This is a genomic window from Sphingobium sp. JS3065, from assembly GCF_026427355.1.
Lineage (GTDB): Bacteria > Pseudomonadota > Alphaproteobacteria > Sphingomonadales > Sphingomonadaceae > Sphingobium.
In genome coordinates this window covers 266,250-282,491 of sequence record NZ_CP102666.1, presented here as the reverse complement: position 1 = coordinate 282,491, position 16,242 = coordinate 266,250, and the positions used below count along the sequence as shown (strand labels likewise).

The 16,242-nt window shown below is 61.5% G+C and carries 12 protein-coding genes and 2 pseudogenes; 8 read left to right on the top strand and 6 right to left on the bottom strand.

Going from position 1 to position 16,242, the window contains the following annotated elements; genetic code table 11:
- Window positions 1-239 precede the first annotated feature (239 nt).
- Window positions 240-932 (top strand): TorF family putative porin, encoded by a 693-nt coding sequence (locus tag NUH86_RS23420; protein WP_267253086.1) that lies wholly within the window; start codon window positions 240-242, stop codon window positions 930-932.
- 181 nt (window positions 933-1,113) lie between these two features.
- On the opposite strand, the gene NUH86_RS23415 is transcribed toward NUH86_RS23420, so the two are convergent.
- A complete protein-coding gene (locus NUH86_RS23415; RefSeq protein ID WP_044663556.1) occupies window positions 1,114-1,434 on the bottom strand; it encodes a DMT family transporter in 321 nt (106 codons plus the stop codon).
- A 327-nt stretch (window positions 1,435-1,761) separates the two neighbouring features.
- Between NUH86_RS23415 and NUH86_RS23410 the strand changes: the two genes are divergently transcribed.
- From NUH86_RS23410 to NUH86_RS23400, 3 genes are all read left to right on the top strand, one after another.
- Window positions 1,762-2,349: a hypothetical protein gene (locus tag NUH86_RS23410; protein WP_267253085.1), complete on the top strand. Its 588-nt coding sequence runs from the start codon at window positions 1,762-1,764 to the stop codon at window positions 2,347-2,349.
- 672 nt (window positions 2,350-3,021) lie between these two features.
- Entirely contained in the window at window positions 3,022-3,291 is a 270-nt protein-coding gene (locus NUH86_RS23405; protein WP_196227672.1) for a hypothetical protein, read from the top strand.
- A gap of 756 nt (window positions 3,292-4,047) precedes the next feature.
- The gene (locus tag NUH86_RS23400) at window positions 4,048-4,338 is read left to right on the top strand and encodes an HU family DNA-binding protein (protein ID WP_044663560.1); all 291 of its coding nucleotides are present in this window, start codon (window positions 4,048-4,050) and stop codon (window positions 4,336-4,338) included.
- A 4-nt stretch (window positions 4,339-4,342) separates the two neighbouring features.
- On the opposite strand, the gene NUH86_RS23395 is transcribed toward NUH86_RS23400, so the two are convergent.
- The gene (locus NUH86_RS23395) at window positions 4,343-4,957 is read right to left on the bottom strand and encodes a winged helix-turn-helix domain-containing protein (RefSeq protein ID WP_267253084.1); all 615 of its coding nucleotides are present in this window, start codon (window positions 4,955-4,957) and stop codon (window positions 4,343-4,345) included.
- A gap of 367 nt (window positions 4,958-5,324) precedes the next feature.
- Here NUH86_RS23395 and NUH86_RS23390 point away from each other — a divergent pair, with 367 nt between their 5' ends.
- The 3 genes from NUH86_RS23390 to NUH86_RS23380 all read left to right on the top strand — a co-directional run bounded on the left by NUH86_RS23390 (window position 5,325) and on the right by NUH86_RS23380 (window position 10,843).
- Window positions 5,325-6,167 carry a toprim domain-containing protein gene (locus NUH86_RS23390; RefSeq protein WP_196227670.1) on the top strand — a complete coding sequence of 281 codons (843 nt, stop codon included), beginning with the start codon at window positions 5,325-5,327 and terminating at the stop codon, window positions 6,165-6,167.
- A gap of 498 nt (window positions 6,168-6,665) precedes the next feature.
- Complete coding sequence (locus tag NUH86_RS23385; protein WP_267253183.1) at window positions 6,666-8,189, top strand: Do family serine endopeptidase; 1,524 nt, start codon at window positions 6,666-6,668, stop codon at window positions 8,187-8,189.
- Between the two features lie 458 nt (window positions 8,190-8,647).
- The gene (locus tag NUH86_RS23380; protein ID WP_323749044.1) at window positions 8,648-10,843 is read left to right on the top strand and encodes a strawberry notch family protein; all 2,196 of its coding nucleotides are present in this window, start codon (window positions 8,648-8,650) and stop codon (window positions 10,841-10,843) included.
- A 44-nt stretch (window positions 10,844-10,887) separates the two neighbouring features.
- Here NUH86_RS23380 and NUH86_RS23375 read toward each other — a convergent pair.
- Window positions 10,888-11,211: pseudogene (locus tag NUH86_RS23375) on the bottom strand (tyrosine-type recombinase/integrase); the annotation flags it as partial.
- A gap of 128 nt (window positions 11,212-11,339) precedes the next feature.
- On the opposite strand from NUH86_RS23375, the gene NUH86_RS23370 reads away from it, so the two are divergent.
- Entirely contained in the window at window positions 11,340-12,689 is a 1,350-nt protein-coding gene (locus NUH86_RS23370) for an IS1380-like element ISSp1 family transposase (RefSeq protein WP_013039775.1), read from the top strand.
- A 163-nt stretch (window positions 12,690-12,852) separates the two neighbouring features.
- Here NUH86_RS23370 and NUH86_RS23365 read toward each other — a convergent pair.
- The 3 genes and pseudogenes from NUH86_RS23365 to NUH86_RS23355 all read right to left on the bottom strand — a co-directional run.
- A pseudogene (locus tag NUH86_RS23365) lies at window positions 12,853-13,542 on the bottom strand (tyrosine-type recombinase/integrase); the annotation flags it as partial.
- Entirely contained in the window at window positions 13,539-14,894 is a 1,356-nt protein-coding gene (locus tag NUH86_RS23360) for a tyrosine-type recombinase/integrase (protein ID WP_009823940.1), read from the bottom strand. The gene NUH86_RS23360 and the pseudogene NUH86_RS23365, both read right to left, overlap by 4 nt.
- Complete coding sequence (locus NUH86_RS23355; protein ID WP_007015824.1) at window positions 14,891-16,123, bottom strand: site-specific integrase; 1,233 nt, start codon at window positions 16,121-16,123, stop codon at window positions 14,891-14,893. The genes NUH86_RS23360 and NUH86_RS23355 overlap by 4 nt, the downstream gene beginning before the upstream one ends.
- Between the last annotated feature and the right edge of the window lie 119 nt (window positions 16,124-16,242).

The window sequence follows — 16,242 nt, the reverse complement described above, 5'->3', positions numbered from 1 at the left end:
GTTCGCGTTGATTATCGTTTCGGTTGCGACCCGAGGCGCGGATAATCGAAGGAAAGGGCGGTGGTCAACCTGCCGTGGCAATTTTGCTAAACGCTGTCCTCTTTCTGTAACAGGGTGAGAGGCCGTTCAGGGGCGGTCTGATAGCTGTTGCGCGGCAGGACCGCACGCCGTTATTGCCGAGCTTGATGCTCTTTAGAACGTTGCCTCCCATCAAGCTGTGCCAGGTCCTGGCAGGAGCGATGGCTGTTTTATTCAGTGCCGGACCGGCCCGCGCCCAATATGCCGATGACCTGACGGCAAGCATCGGGGTGGCGAGCGACGAGCGGCGCCAGGGCTTGAGCTGGAGCGATGGCGATCCGATAGTGCGTGGCCGCTTGTCGGTCCCCGTTTACGAGGGACTGAGCCTTGACGGTGCGACCGTTGCGCTGTGGGGCAGCGATCGTCACGCCGGCGCGGCCGCTGTGGTCGATGTCGGGCCAAGCTATGTGCGGCAGGTCGGGGCGTGGCGACTGACCGCCGACGCGCGCTATCACCTGTTCGTCGGAGCTTCCGGGCAGGGCTATGGCGAAATCGGCGCGGGCGCCGGCTTCTTGATGGGACCGATCAGCGTCGACCTGATGGGCAGTTATGCTCCGCGCCAAACCTCCATCGGCGGCGACAATCTCTATTTCTCGGCATCGGCATTTGTCGGCTTGCCGGGCACCCCCTTGACCATATCGGCCTGGGTCGGGCGATCGTCGGGCGGCGTATGTGATCCGGCAAAGGCGGCGCGGCTGAGGCCCGATGGCACCTATTGGGACCATGGCGTCGGCGTCGACTATCTGAAGGGCCGCTGGTCGGCGGGACTGCGCTACGTCAACAGCAGCATTGATGGGCCGAGCCGCCGCGACGCCGGCGCCAGCATGGTCGGGCGCGTAGGGCTGAGTTTGTAGCAGCATTGCAATGAGTGGGAGAGCGGGCGGCCGTCCGATGGTCCACTGATCCTCTTGTCAGGCGGCAGGTGCTCGCCTCGCAAGCCTGAGCTTCATATGCCGGCGCGGCAGGTCATAGCGCGCCATCGCTTGTTCCCCGAAGGCGTGATAAGCCCCGCTCGTCCAGCGAGGCCGCAGCCCGTCATCCTTGCGGCGCCAGCTTCATGAGGATGAGGCCGCTGATGATGAGGATCGCAGCACCGATACGCAGCGCGCTTGCCCCTTCTCCCAGCAACCATATCCCGATCACGAAGGCGCCGACGGCGCCAATACCGGTCCATATCGTGTAAGCAGTGCCAAGCGGCAGCGTCTTCATGGAAAAGGAGAGGAGCGCGAAACTGGCCAGCATTGTGACCACGGTAATCGCCGACGGGACGATGCGTGTGAACCCGGCAGACTGCTTCATGAAGAAAGCCCAGACGACCTCCAATAGGCCTGCAACGATCAAAGCTACCCACGCCATACGGCTCTCCACTGTGAGGGCCGGGCCGTCCCGGACTTGGCACCCAACGGGGTACGGGAACGTGGTCGCCGCGCCGCTCAGATAAGCCGCTTGCGCCGATCGTTCAATCCTGGATCGCGGCAATCGAGAATGCGAGCTGATCCCTCCTCGGCGACTTACGGACCGCAGCGAACCGACCCCGGTCGCAGGCACGGCCTCTGAGCCTGGTAAAATTCGCAGTAGCGAACACCCCCTGGGCCCGAGGTACTCGAAAAGAATGGGAGGAGTGCCAATGCACGAAGTTCCCTTTCTATGCTTTACGCTATATGGACCAATCCTACAGAATCCATGAATAGCGATTCTCTGGAAATAATCGATGGAAATGGACCGCTCCCTTTGCTGCAGGATCAGGCGAATGCCAGGGCATCCATGCCGGCGCGCGTCGAGCGCGACATGAACAGGGCCAACGGGGGGGCGTCCATGCGCGCTGCGTTATACCGGTCAGCAAGGTCGGATTGCCAACATATCGATGTCGTGATCAAGGATTTGACCATAGCAGGTTGCCGGATGCTGCTCAGTCCGGCCGATCTCGATGAAGGCGAGCAATGGATGATCGATCTGCCGGGGCTTGGCCTGCGGCCGTGCCGCATCAGGCGATCGCATCGCCGAGGTATTCGCTGCGAGTTTCAGGATCCTTTGGAGTTTGCCCAAATCGCGATGACCCGTAAGGCCGATGTCGCCGCTGGGGCGGCCGTATCCATGGTAGTCCCTTTTGGCGTCCGAGGCGTTGGCAAGGATGGCAGATTCTCGCGTTCACAAAGGCTTTTCATCATCATCCTTGCCGCCGCCGGCGCATGGATGTTGTTCTACGCAGCCGTCAGGCTGGGCGATGCGCTGTTCGCGACCGCATCCGTGCCGGCACCCACCCGGTCATGACCGGTCGGGAATAGGGGAAACGGTTCGGACCAGCAGGCCCCTCATCGCTGGGGCCGTCAGCGACCGAGTTTCGTCTTAACGGAGTTCAATCCGTTGGGCTGGAACAATTTCGTTCTTTTCAGCCCACAAGACGATTCTGCCCCAAAATCCCGGCGCCATACTTAGGAGACGCTGGTAGCGGATGGCGCCGGGATCCCTGACGCGGCGGTGCGACCCGAGGCCGGCTTCAGGCGCTCAGCGTGGTCGACGCTGCTGAGGAGGATCATTTTATAGATTCGGCAGCATGATGTCCAAACAATTATATGTTTAAATCCAGCATTGATAGGAGGACGCAAAAACAATAAAGTGATTCGGGAAGAAACCAGTTATAAGACTATCATGTCTTCTGCCGACCAGCCTTGCTGCGCAAGGAGATGGCGTTGCGTGCGCTTTGGTTGCTTGCCGCTGCACGCGACGGGCAGAAGCCTCGCAGAGAAAATATCTCCCGTCGTAAGAGGCCTGAAAGCCGGTGGCCTATGAAGACGACCATCTGACGGCCGCGACCGGCTCGGAAGAGCGCGTCATCCAGTTCCGCAGGATGAGGCGCCATGGCGAGGATGGTGAGATGAGGATGGCGGGGGGAATCACCAGGTCTGCGCTTTCCCGGAGGGGAGAGCGACAATGCGAGGGCGAATGATGGCACATAGATATCTGACCCGTTTTGGGTGGTTTTCAATGGCCTATGTCGGATGGCGGAATGATGCGAAACTACGTCTGGATGATGTGCTCGCCCGGTTCGGCCTTTCGGATGCGGCGCGCGACTATATCAATACGCGCGTAAGGCGGGCGCCCATCAGTTCTTTCGAAAGGCGGCGCTGGGTCCACATCCGCAAGCTTTATTGTGATCGGCTGCGCCGTCCTACCGGAAAGACGAGCAATGCCGGTATGGCGGGGACGCAATAGGTCGGGCGGAGGGATGGGCCGGTTCACACCCCGATCGCCTTCATCTGCGATGCTGCCCTCCATCCCCCATTTCGCGAGTCATCATCGAGGATATCGCGAGATGCGATTGCTTTGCAGGCTTTCGCGGTTCCTCGATCACCGGTCATGGATGGTTCATCTTTGCAGGGCAATAACGCACGAGCCGCCTGGTTACCTCCCCCCCCTCCTACCGGGCGGCCCTGAACCTCGGCCCCGTTGTGACCCTGCTCCAACGGGGCAATTTTCCTCAAATTTCACGGTGCACGAGGCGGGATGGCGAATGCGCCTTGCTTCCGTGCCGCTGATCGCAGCGAAGAGTCCGTCCTGGCAGCGTGCGCTATCTGTTGGCTCGCCACTGACGAAGGGCGAGCATCACGACAGCAACGGTACGCCAACTCTGAAACGAATAGCTGCAAAAGGATGAGAAAGCGTGTGACTTCCTTCTCCCTGCGGAGCAAGGTGGTAGATACATGCACGGTCGGGAGAATATTCAACGCAATTGCTGATACAGCCCTGGGGTGCGCTTACGCGAATGTCTGATTGCTGCAAGGGAGACCAGATCGGAGCGACAGCCGCGATCTGAATGCCTGCGGATATTTCAATCTTCTATTTCTTACTGACTGAATGTAGAGGCGCACTATCCCGGTTTTGCTGCTACGCGTGATCGTTGCCCGCTGTTGGTTCGGTCGGAAAGGCAATCGGACTTGTTTGGTGTGCGGAGGCAGACGAGAAATCCCAATGATTAGATCTGAGCTGGTCCATGAAATGCAGCAACAATATTCCGATCTTCCTGCAGAGGATGTGGAACGGATCGTCTCGCTGTTTTTCCAGGACATTTCGGACCATCTTTCCAAGGGTGGCAGGGTTGAGCTGCGAGGATTTGGCGTTTTCAGCACGCGCTCCCGCGAGGCTCGCATGGGCCGCAACCCCCGAACCGGCCAGGATGTACCCGTCGCCGCCAAAAAGGCGCTTCATTTCAAGCCAGGCAGGCAGATGCTGGCACGGCTGCAGGCGAAGCCTGCCGACTGAAGCTTCAGGGCTCAGGAAGTGATGGATTCTTTTCCCGCCCGTTGAGCGTATTGATGATCCGGAAAGCGGCGCTGCGCACCAGCCGATAGCTGCGGCGTCCCGTTTCTATGGCCCCGTCCTCGATGCCGCCTGCTGCCAGCTGTTGTCTCAATTTGCAGACATAGACCCTGATCACAGCAGCGCTCGGGGAGATGGTCCCGGCAGCATCCGCCAATTGCTTATGCGTGACATATTCCCCTGACTGCCGTAGCAGGCAAAGCAGAACGCCCGCCGCGACCCAGCCGTCCAGCGCGAAGCAATCGACAAGCTTCTGCCGGATCATATCCTCACGATCTTTCGCTTTGGCCGTCCTGCCCAAAGCGGCGAGCGCGCCCTGGACATCGGCTTGATCCTCGGTAAGCGTTACGTCATCTGCCTCATCCGCGCGCCTGGTCTTGCCGTTGCGAGGCGGCGACGAATTTGTCGAATCGCTTGAACCGGGACCAGACAGGATCCCGCGGATTCTTGCTATGGATGCTTCCAGTGCCTTAAATTGCTCCTCCAGGGCATGTAAATCTTCGTACGAGACGGATTTAACAATTGGTTTTTCTTCCTTTTTATATTTTCCGGATATAGCCAAATCTGTTCTCCGCTGAGAATTCGATTATTATTGTTCGATCTGCCTCAACTAATATTGTTCGGAACCAGGACCATTGGAATGTTCTATCATATTACTCTGCAGTCGGCGGCATCAGGGGCGGATTAACCTTCGAAGCAAGCTAATGCAAATGATAATCATGGATATCCAAACATTCGTATAGATCACGATGGAGTTACAATAGGAATCCATTTTCTTTGCTCAACGATTGTTACAGATTGCCGTCATTCGCTTTCGGTTCCTGCGGCACGATGCGGCATGCCACGGATTTCGGATCAATGGCTGAAATGCTCGGGGGCATCATGTGAGCAAAGGAGAGAGTGGGGAAAGGGGGCGAAGGAGACAGGGCATGGCGCTGACAATGAAAAGACCCTCCCAGGAGACTATTGATCTTGTGGGTGCATTGGGAGGCGTATGGCACGGCCGCTGTGCCATGTGCCGATGCCCTGCCCACGACGATCGCCGTCCCAGCCTGTCCATCCGCCAGGGCGACCATGGTATCCTGGTCACCTGCTTTGCCGGCTGTTCCCGGGAGGATGTGCTGCGCGAGCTGCGCCGGATACCAACCGGCCAGAGATTCTTCTATCGGGATGCGCCAGCCGCCGTACCGGGCGCTGCCGATCGCCTGTGGTCAGAGGCTGGCCCGATCGCCGGGACTCTGGCCGAGCGCTATCTGGCCAGAAGGGGGTTGGATGTGCCTGTGGGAGATGCGCGTTTTCACCCTCATTGCCCCTATCGGCCCAGACCCTGGACGAGCCATCACCCGGCATTGTTGCTGGCAGTCCGCGAGGGACGACGGCTGACCGCAGTTCAGCGCATCCTGCTCGATCCCAGCACCGGTCACTACCGCCTGAAAGTCATGCTCGGCCGCCCCGGGCGCGGCGCCTGGACAGGGGATCGTCCGGTATCGTCTGTGCTGGCGCTTGCCGAAGGGTTCGAGACGGCCCTGGCCTTTACGATTCTTCAGAAAATTCCGTGCTGGGCGAGCCTTGGCGCACGGCGAGCGGACCAGCTTCTGCTCCCGGAAGCACCTTCGACCCTCATCCTGGCGATGGATGACGACGAGGCCGGGCGACGTGCCGCAGAGCGTGCTGCTGTGCGCTATGCACGACCCGGGCTTGTCATCACCCGCATGATGCCTACCGGTCGCAAGGACTGGGCCGGAGTGCTCGAAGCCATGCGCTCGACCTGAGTCCCGCGATCCCCCTCGCTCGATGCGGGGCATGGGTCGGTTTCTCCCAGAGCATCGCGCAGCAGGATCGGATGCTTTGGGGGCGAAATCGCATGGCGCCAGAGTCGATCTGGCGACGTAACAGTCATGCTGCGTTCAGCCTGTCGCAATAATATCGAGCGATCATGCGAGGATGGAGGGCGCCCGACCCGGTTGTTTCATGGTCTTTCTTGTCCTCACGGCGCCTCGCACAGTCGCGCGACAGGCCGAACTCTCAAGTCCGGTGTCGAAGTCGATCCGGCGTCAGCGTCGGCTCTGCTTCGGAGGCAATGGAATTGCCTGCGGAGCAGCGGTCGCCCGTCCTCATTAACTGGCGTCTGACCGAGAGCCTCCATGGGCTCGTCGCGCCGTTACTGACCCGCGAGGCAAGCATAATGCGTCAACTGCCTCCTGGTCTATGGCCATCACCCCAGCGCACGGGTTGGAGATGGGCCATTTGAAGAAAGGAAGGTGGAACGCGTGCGACATATCTATACTCTGGCAGCCGCTACATTATTGGGAACAAGCACCATATTCCTCGCTGGGGGATCTGCGTCACAGGCTGAGGTCGCGCGGAAGGAAACGGCCCCGCAGGCGCCTGAGGGCCGCAGCGCGCAGGCGGCCACCGGTTTTGCAGATCTGACCGAACGGCTCGCGCCCGCGGTGGTCAACATCTCGACCCGCCAGCGCGTCCGGACGCCGGTCATCAACCCCTTTGCCGGAACACCTTTCGAAGACCTGTTCGGTGGCCGCGGCCTTGGCCCAAGAACGCGCGAGGCACAGTCGCTCGGCTCGGGCTTCATCATATCGGCCGATGGCTATGTGGTGACCAACAACCATGTGATTTCGCCTGGCGGCGGAGACGCCGAGATTAAATCCATCACCGTCACAATGCCGGATGGGGCGGAATATCCCGCAAAGCTTGTCGGCCAAGATGCCGCTTCGGATCTTGCCGTTCTCAAGATCAACGCGCGCGCGCCGCTGCCGTTCGTCAAGTTCGGCGATTCCCGCGCTGCGCGCGTGGGCGACAGGATCATCGCCATTGGCAACCCGTTCGGCCTTGGCGGTACGGTGACATCGGGAATCATATCGGCAGTCTACCGCCATACGGGCATGGGGACCGCCTATGATCGCTATATCCAGACCGATGCCGCGATCAACCGCGGCAATTCGGGTGGGCCGATGTTCGACATGCACGGCCAGGTCATCGGCATCAACAACGCCATCTACTCCCCTAATGGCGGGAGCGTGGGTATCGGCTTCGCCATTCCGGCTGAAATCGCTGCGCCCATCGTCGAAAAGCTCAAGAGCGGTCAATCGATCGACCGCGGCTATCTGGGCGTGCGCATACAGCCCGTGGCGGACGACCTCGCCGATGCGCTGGGCATTTCACGTCGCAGAGGCGCCTTCGTACAGGCGGTGGAGCCGGGCAGCGCCGCTGACGAAGCAGGCGTCCGGCCAGGCGACGTCATTGTTGCTGTCGAGGGCAAGGAGGTCAGGGCGGAGCAGTCCTTGTCCTACCTCATTGCAAACGAGGATCCTGGAAAACGCGTAGCCATGGCGCTGATCCGCGATGGCAAGCGCATGACGGTCCATGTCACGCTGGACCTGCGGCCAACGGAAACGGAGCTTGGCGGCCAAAGCTTCGAGCCTGGGCGCAGGGATAGACCTGGCAATCCATCGCAGGATCAGGCCGACTCTGCGGTGCGCGAGGCGCTGGGCATATCGGTCCTGCCGCTGACTCCGCGGATCGCGCGGCAATTGGGAACGGGCGAAAAGACCCTGGGTCTTGTGATTGCCAGCGTCGACTCGACTTCCGACGCGGCAACCAAGGGGCTGCGGCGCGGCGACATCGTGCTCTCGGTGAACAATCACCCTGTCCTGTCGGCTGGAGACCTTGAAAGCCGGATCCAGGAGGCGAGGCGGGCTTCGCGTGGCGCTCTTCTGCTGCGCGTTCAGCGCCGGGGCCAGCCGCCAGGCTATGTGCCAGTCCGGCTGCGCTAGGGAGCAGGGTTAAAGCCGAGCTTTGGGTACCATAAGGCGCCTATCTCCGACCGGCGGGGGGCGCCACATATTGCCCGATGCGCAAGAGCTGCAGCCCTGGTGCGCAAGGCCTTCAATCCGCGCTTTACGAAGCCGTCCTGCATGTCGTCGGACAGCAACGCACAGCTGGCCTGAGCCGCCACGATTTCGCGCGATCCGGACTCGTCAATACGCGACGCCGATTGGGCTCGGGGGCGGTTGGACCTCCGACGTCATGCGCTCGACCTGAGCGTCAGCGCCCCCGTCCGACGCGGGGCAGGCATCGGCTTTTGCGAGGGATCGCGCAGCAGGACTGGACGCCTCGGGTGAGTATCCCGCCAGGCGGCTCATGCCTTGGAGCGGCCTGGCGCCGGACTGGAAGGGGAGGGGGGATGGAGGAGGTGATGCTGCCAATGGGGCAGCCAGCCTGGAGACCCACCATGTCCGATCTCTTTGAAACGGTGAGCGCGGCCGAACGTCGCGTCGCCACGCTTCTCATTGACCGCTTGCGCGCCGCCCGCCCGATCACCCGGGCTCATCTGAACGAGGCCATGGTGGAAGGCTTTGGCGGCACGGATGCCGAGGGCCTCTGGACCCAGCGCGACAGTTTTGAAATGCTCGAACATGCGCTTGCTCACCATCTCCAGTTTGGCCCCTATCCGCTATGTTCGCTCGCTGACGTGCACAAGGCCTGCGATTTGCTTGACCGACTGCCGACCCAGACTGTCCGCAGCGAGGAGCAGATCGAATGGCAGCAATTTTCGACCCCCGTGGATCTCGCCGCGATTCTTACCCTGCTGGCCAATGTCCAGAAGGAGGATGTCATTCTGGAGCCGAGCGCGGGCAATGGCCTGCTCGTTGCGCATTGCCGTGATTTCACCGCGTTGCACCTCAACGAATATGCGCCTGCCCGTCGCGCCCGGCTTGCCCATGTCTTCCCGGACGCCCTCGTGACCGGTCATGACGGCGCAACGATCAATTCCACCCTCTCGCATGCACCGCGTCCCAGCCTAATCCTCATGAACCCGCCCTTTTCCCGGTCAGTGGGACGCGGCGCTGACGCCCACGCGGCTGTCCGTCACCTGCAGGCGGCGCTTGGGAGGTTGCAGCCGGGCGGGCGGCTGGTTGCCATCATGCCCGACTGGTTCGGCCCCAATGCCAGGATGCGGGATCTTTTCGAGACGACCCTGCGCGATGTCAGTGTCCGCACTTCGGTGCGTCTTGAGAAATGCTATCTCAAGCACGGTACTGCCATTGCGGTTCGGCTGTTCGTTATCGACAAGGTTCCAGGAAGAGCCATTCCCGCGACGATCCAGCGCGCATCCGTCCGGGACCTGATCGAGGTCCTCACGATCCACGAGCGAGGCGTGGTTGACGAGGTTCCGGCGCCCGCTCCAAAGCGCTCGACCAGTCCTTCGCTGTTCCGGGCCGTCAAGAGCAGCCGCGCACAGCCTCGGCCCGATCACAGGCCTGTTCGTAACAACGTGCTCCCGGTCGACTACACGCCGCTCGACACGCCGGCCGCACTGCTCGATCAGGTGGGCGTCTATCTCCCCTATCGTCCCAGCCGCATCGTCCTCGATGCCGCTGGCGAGCACCCGACCGCACTGGTGGAATCTGTCGCCATGGGCTCGATCGCGGCGCCCATTCCCGCCTACATACCTCATCTGCCCGAGAGAACGGTTGCCGAGCGGATGCTATCGGCCGCGCAGCTCGAAACGGTGGTCTATGCTGGCCACGCCTGGGAGCAGTTCCTGCCAGGCCGTTTCAGGCCGGCCAAGGAAGGCGTCGGTCTTGACGAGGCCGAGGACGGCCATGCCTATCGCAAGGGCTATTTTCTGGGCGACGGCACCGGAGCGGGGAAGGGGCGGCAGATTGCGGCCTGCATACTCGACAACTGGCTGCGAGGCCGCCGCCGGAACATCTGGATTTCCAAGAATGAGGCGCTGCTGGAAGACGCGCGCCGCGATTGGACCGCGCTCGGCGGGCTCCCCGCTGACGTCCAGCCTCTGGCGAACTGGAAGATCGATCAGGCGATCCCGCTCGAACAGGGCGTGTTGTTCGTCACTTATCCGACGTTACGCTCTGCCCGCGGCGATCATAGCCGCCTTCAGCAACTCGTCGAGTGGGCCGGTGGGGATTTCGAAGGCGTGATCGGCTTCGACGAGGCCCATGAAATGGGCGGCGTTGCCGGCGGCGAGGGCGCCATGGGCAAGAAGGAAGGCTCCCAGCAGGGCGTCTGCGGCGTGCTGCTCCAGAACCAGTTGCCAGGCGCCCGGGTGCTGTACGCTTCGGCTACTGGCGCATCGGACGTCAATAATCTTGCTTATGCCGTGCGGCTGGGGCTTTGGGGACCGGAAACGGCATTCAGCAATCGCGAACAATTCATCTCGGGCATCCGCAAAGGCGGCATCGCCGCAATGGAACTGGTCGCCCGCGATCTGAAGGCTCTTGGCCTCTACACGGCGCGCGCGCTCAGCTTTGCCGGGGTCGCCTATGACATACTGCGCCACGAACTGACGAGAGATCAGATCGCCATCTACGATGCCTATGCGGATGCCTGGGGCATCTTATGCGCAGCTCGCCATAAAACCGCTTATCGCGAGGAAGCGGTAATGCGGAGGAACGCGGCGTAGTCCTGCAAAGCTGCGGAACATTTCGCCACGTCCTTCACATTATTCTATAGGGTGTCGAGCCATCCCATCAGATTGGCATCTCGCTTCCACGAAGGTGGCACGTTGCTCGCCGCCGGGGCGCCAACCTGTTCCAGCGCCTTTCGTTTGGTCTCCAGATTGGCCTGAGCATAGTGATTGGTCGTATCGAGACTGACGTGCCCGAGCCAACTGCGGATGACGGTGATATCGACCCCGGCGGCAACGAGGTGGACGGCGGTCGCGTGCCGGAAGCTGTGAGGCGTAACGTGTTTTGACTGGAGGGTCAGCGTCGATTTCGCGGCTTGTTCCACGTAGGCGTTGAGCTTGAACCGCACCCCTGACGCCCCTAGCCCGCCTTATTCACCAAAAGTGTCCTGAAGGGTTGGCGGGAGTGGCGTAAGCCTCTGATCTGAATTAGGAACTGGGTGTCTAAGCCGAACCTGCCGCAGGGCAGAAAATGCCACGGGCCACACCCGCCATGAACGATGATATCGCAAGCTCATTTGGATTCCCAGCAGTCGGCCGCAAGAAAATCACAGCTGCGTTCGACGGTGGCCGGCTTACCTCGGATGGCGGTGTTCTACTGCTTGCACAGGCCGAGCGCGCGATGGGGATTTGCCAGCGCCTGGCGGCTTGTATTGCCGATCCGCGCGATCCAGCGCGGGTGATCCATCGCCTGGATGACATTCTGCGTGCCCGTGTGTTCGCGATTGCGTGCGGCTATGAGGATGCCGATGATCTCGATGCTCTGCGCGACGATCCAGGCTTCCGCCTGGCGCTCGGCAAGCTGCCGGAATCGGGCGCGGGGCTGGCCAGCCAACCGACGATGAGCCGGTGGGAAAATGCACCGACTACGCGCGAACTGGCCAGCATGATGGCCGCGATGATCGACATCTACTGCGCCAGCTATCCCGCCCCTCCGACAGCGGTCACGCTGGATATCGACGACACGTGCGACGTCGTGCATGGCTATCAACAGCTCTCGTTCTGGAACGGGCATCATGGGGAGCGCTGCTTCCTACCGATCCATATCTACGACACCGCGACCGGCAGGCCGGTGGCCATGCTGCTGCGCACAGGCAAGACGCCTTCTGGAAAGGAGGCGGCGGGGCACATCCGACGCCTGGTGCGTCACCTGCGCCGTAATTGGCCCGATACCCACATCACTATCCGCGGCGACGGGCACTATGGTCGACCCGAGGTCATGGCCTACTGCGATGCGGCCCGCGTCGATTACGTGTTCGGCCTGCCCACCAATTCAGCGCTGCGCGCCGATCCCGCCATTGTTGCGGTCGCCGATGCCTGCGCGGTCAAGCGCGCCCAGCGTCAGTGTCCCGTCCTGCGCAACTATGCCGAGACCCGCTATGGGGCAAAGACCTGGAAGTGCCAGCGTCGCGTCGTTGCACGGATCGAGGCCAGCACGCTGGGCATGGACATCCGCTATGTCGTCACCTCGTTGGCAACAGGATCGGCCGAGCACATCTACGACACGCTCTACTGCGCGCGTGGTCAGGCCGAGAACCTGATCAAGCGCCACAAGTCCCAGCTCGCCAGCGACCGAACCTCGTGCCGCTCGGCCAATGCCAATCAGATGCGCCTGATACTGCACACTGCCGCATACTGGCTGCTATGGCGCATCCAGCAGGCGATGCCCAGGACCGCTGCTCTGGCAAGCGCGGAGTTTACCACCTTGCGCCTGCGGCTGCTCAAGGTCGCTGCGCGCGTCGTAGAAAGTGCTAGCCGCATCCGCATTGCCTTCGCTTCCGCCTGTCCGGATGCCGACCTGTTCCGCGCCCTCGTTCTCCGGCTGAAGCCTGCGCCGACGTAGCCCATGCGGCAGCGCCGCAGAACTCCGAGCCCAGCCCTTCAACCCGAAAAGCCCATCAATCCGAATGCGGTGAAACAAACGCCAGCGATGCCGGTCGTCCGCGCAATACAGCCAGCCGCAGCAAATGCCCAGAGCGGGCCCGAAACCGAGCGTCGTGAATAAGAGAGGCTAGCGGTTCACCGTATCGATTGACGAAGATCCGCTCATCGGGCGCACGCGGCTGTCGCTCCAGTAGCTTCCTGAGCAATGCCACGGTTTCTGGCCAGAGCGGGCAGATGCGTTCCTTGCGCCCCTTGCCGTAAAGACGCACGAAGTTCGGTGCATCGAACCGGATTGCTTCGGGACAGAGGTCAAGCGCCTCTTGGATTCGCGCGCCACTGTTATAGAGGAACGAGAGCAGTACATGGTCGCGCAGCCCTTCGAGTGTCGATCGGTTGGGCTGGGCGAGGATGGCCTCGACCTCCTCGGGCTCGAGGTAGCACGGCGCGGAGGTGGGCTCCCGCTTCAACGGAACAGCCAGGACCTCTGAGCACTGCGCGATGTATTCCGGATTCTTGTCCGCCACGAAGCTGAAGAAGCTGCGGATGGCGGCCAGTCGGCAGTTCCGCGTGCCGATCGTGGTCTTGCGGCCATGCTCGGTATGATGAAGGAACGCGCGCACCTCGCCGGCCGAGACGTCGGTGAGCGTCAGCCGCGCGACCCCGCAGCCTTTTCGCTCCGCGACGAACCGAAGCAGCAGCCGCCAGGTGTCGCGATAAGAGCGGATCGTGTGGATTGACGCGCTGCGCTGCTCGGCCAGCCACTCCTGGAAGAACGCCCGCAACAACGCGGGCAATGGATTGCCTTTCCTCATGGCCGCGCCTCCGTGACAAGGCACGGGGCGCCGAGCGCGCGGAACCGTTCACTGGCTTCCTGCAACAGATCCTGCGTGACGGTGATGTAGACCAGCGTGGAGTGGAGATCCCGGTGCCCCATGTAGGTCGAGAGGAAGTGCAGTTTTTCCTGAGGGTTAATGCCGGACCGGTACCACTGGAGGATGCGGTTCACCACCATCGAGTGACGAAGGTCATGGACCCGCGGCCCGGTCCGGCCCGAAGCGGGCTTGAGCCCAGCACGGCGCATGACGTTGGTAATCATTGTCGTAACCGCCTCGGGCCTGTAGCGGTCATTTAAGTGGGCATGCCAGAACAGCCCTGATTTCGGGTTCTGTGGGCCGCCAGCGCGCCGCCTCGCATCGATGTACGCGCGCAGTTCGACCGCGACACTGTCGGATAGAGGCAAGATCCTGGTCTTGTAGAACTTCGTTTCCCGGATCGTGATCGTGCTTGATTGCAGGTCCACGTCACCAAGATCGAGCCATGCCAGCTCGCTTCGCCGTAGCCCGGCACAATAGGCCAGCATGATCATGGTGTAGAGGGTCAACGGCCGCAGCGGAGCGTCCGGCGACGGATAAGTCCGTGCGGTATCGAGCATACGCCGAACGTCAGCCGGGCTGAAGATATGCGGTTGCCGATGCTCCCGCGCTACTTCCCGCTCTGGCCGGGGATTGAAGCGCTTTGGCGGGATAGTCGGATCGAGGCGGAACCGCGCCTTGGTCAGGATGCGCGCCAGCTTCTGGCATTCAGCCGCGTGGTTGCGGGTCGGCTTGGCAGCCGCCCAGCTCGCAATCATTGCCTCAAGTGGTTGCTCCGCGAGGTCGGGACGGGCCTGAAGGAACCGATCGAACCGCAGCAGCCAGTGAGCCTGCGCTTCATATTGATATCCCCGGCTGCGCATCAGCATGACATGGTCTTGCATGAAGTCACCCAGCACGCTGCCGAAGGGCGCAGGCCGTCGTAACGCGGCCAAGGATTCGTCGGGATTCGGGGAAGCCAAGGCCCGCCAGATCGGCTTGCTTTGCTTGACGTTGTACCGACGGCGAAGTGCAGCAACAGGGTTGTCGGCGATCAGCCCGATTTCGACGAGGTGGTCGAGGAAGCGGTCGACAATGCAGACCTGATTGAGCAGCGTCGACAATCGCCAACGTTTTTGCATCTCCTTCAGCCAGGCGTCGAGCATCTGCCGGTCCACCGCCGGATGCCGGCGGGCAACATCTTCGAAGGTGCAAAGGAACCAGCGATATGTCGGTACGCTTCCCGGCCGGAACTGCGATTTTACCAGGAAGGCGTCGACGACGGTGCGATCGGGATCGTGCCAGGCGCTCATGACAGCACCTCCATTCCAGGCACCTCGAGTGCCACGGCTCGGAGATCATCTGTTGCCAGTTTGAGATAAGTATTGGTGGATTCGGTGGATCGATGCCCGAGCACGTCGCCGATGATCTTTTGCGGGACCGATGCCCGCAGCATTTCGACCGCACGTGCGTGGCGGAAGACATGCGGCCCCCGCTTTCCTGCTGGCACTACGCCTGCGGCGGCCAACCGACCGCGGATCATGCCGTACAGGTTCGTCATTGCGATATAGGGTGCGCAGGATCGGACGAAGATTTCCCGCACTTCAACCTGGGGCCGCCCAAGGCGCAGATAATCCAGCAGCGCTTCACCAACAGTCACCATTAGCGGCATGTACGAGTACGCGTTGGTCTTGGTGTGGCAGATCCGGAGGGATTCTGCGCGCCAGTCCACGTCATCGAGCCGAAGGCGGCATATCTCACCTTCGCGCAGCCCATACGTGGCAAGCAGCTGAAGTATCGCATAATCGCGTAGTCCGCGTGGCGATCTGTCCTCCTGCGTTGTCGCCAGAACCGCGGCGATTTGGCTCCTTTCCAGCGTCGACGGCACATCTTCGTAGGCATAGAGCATGGGGCCGATGATGTGTGGCGTCAGATCGGTCGGGATGCGACCCGTCCGATGCAGATGGCGAACCACCGAACGGAGACGCTCAGCGACATCGGCCAATGATTTGCGCCGTAAACCAGGCGCGCGCATGTCCATGTAGAGATCGATGTCCACGATGCTCAACGTTTCGAGGCTGGCGGCACCGGCCCGGTCGAACTGCCATCGCAGGAAGTTTCGCGCCTCCCACATCAGCGCCGCAATGGACGCGCTTGCCAAACCGCGCTCCTCGCGCAGCCATGCCTCGTATTCGCGGCAAATTTCATGTCGATGCTCGTCATCGGGACCGATCATTTCTGCGTCCGGGGGCCAATTGCCTTGAGCAAGCCGGAGGAGCTTGGCGATCGCGGTGCGGGGCAACATGTGCCAACGCGCACTGGGAGGCCGACCGTACTGGATCTCAAAATCCTGAACCGCATAGCCAAAATACTGATCGACCTGCTGCGGCGTCACAGTCTCGACCTGTATATCGCACTCGGCCAGATAATCGAGAAACGCGCGGGCGTAGAGACGGTGGTTCGCCACGACCACGGGATTGTAATTCTGTGTGGTGAGCGAATTCGAGAGTTCGGTGATCAACTCGTCATGCAACTTCAACATGATTGCCTCCTCAGCTGGTCCAGGGACCGCCGAGGTTCGCAACCAATATAATGCGCAGCAACTGCGCACACTATCATGGGAATTCGCCGGTTACGCCGCGCTCCTCCGCATTACCGCTT

Excerpts from the sequence above, each read along its gene's own strand:
- NUH86_RS23420 (WP_267253086.1), top strand. The coding sequence starts at position 240 with ATGGCTGTTTTATTCAGTGCCGGACCGGCCCGCGCCCAATATGCCGAT.
- NUH86_RS23415 (WP_044663556.1), bottom strand. The coding sequence starts at position 1,434 with ATGGCGTGGGTAGCTTTGATCGTTGCAGGCCTATTGGAGGTCGTCTGG.
- NUH86_RS23410 (WP_267253085.1), top strand. The coding sequence starts at position 1,762 with ATGAATAGCGATTCTCTGGAAATAATCGATGGAAATGGACCGCTCCCT.
- NUH86_RS23405 (WP_196227672.1), top strand. The coding sequence starts at position 3,022 with ATGATGGCACATAGATATCTGACCCGTTTTGGGTGGTTTTCAATGGCC.
- NUH86_RS23400 (WP_044663560.1), top strand. The coding sequence starts at position 4,048 with ATGATTAGATCTGAGCTGGTCCATGAAATGCAGCAACAATATTCCGAT.
- NUH86_RS23390 (WP_196227670.1), top strand. The coding sequence starts at position 5,325 with ATGGCGCTGACAATGAAAAGACCCTCCCAGGAGACTATTGATCTTGTG.
- NUH86_RS23380 (WP_323749044.1), top strand. The coding sequence starts at position 8,648 with ATGTCCGATCTCTTTGAAACGGTGAGCGCGGCCGAACGTCGCGTCGCC.
- NUH86_RS23370 (WP_013039775.1), top strand. The coding sequence starts at position 11,340 with ATGAACGATGATATCGCAAGCTCATTTGGATTCCCAGCAGTCGGCCGC.
- NUH86_RS23360 (WP_009823940.1), bottom strand. The coding sequence starts at position 14,894 with ATGAGCGCCTGGCACGATCCCGATCGCACCGTCGTCGACGCCTTCCTG.
- NUH86_RS23355 (WP_007015824.1), bottom strand. The coding sequence starts at position 16,123 with ATGTTGAAGTTGCATGACGAGTTGATCACCGAACTCTCGAATTCGCTC.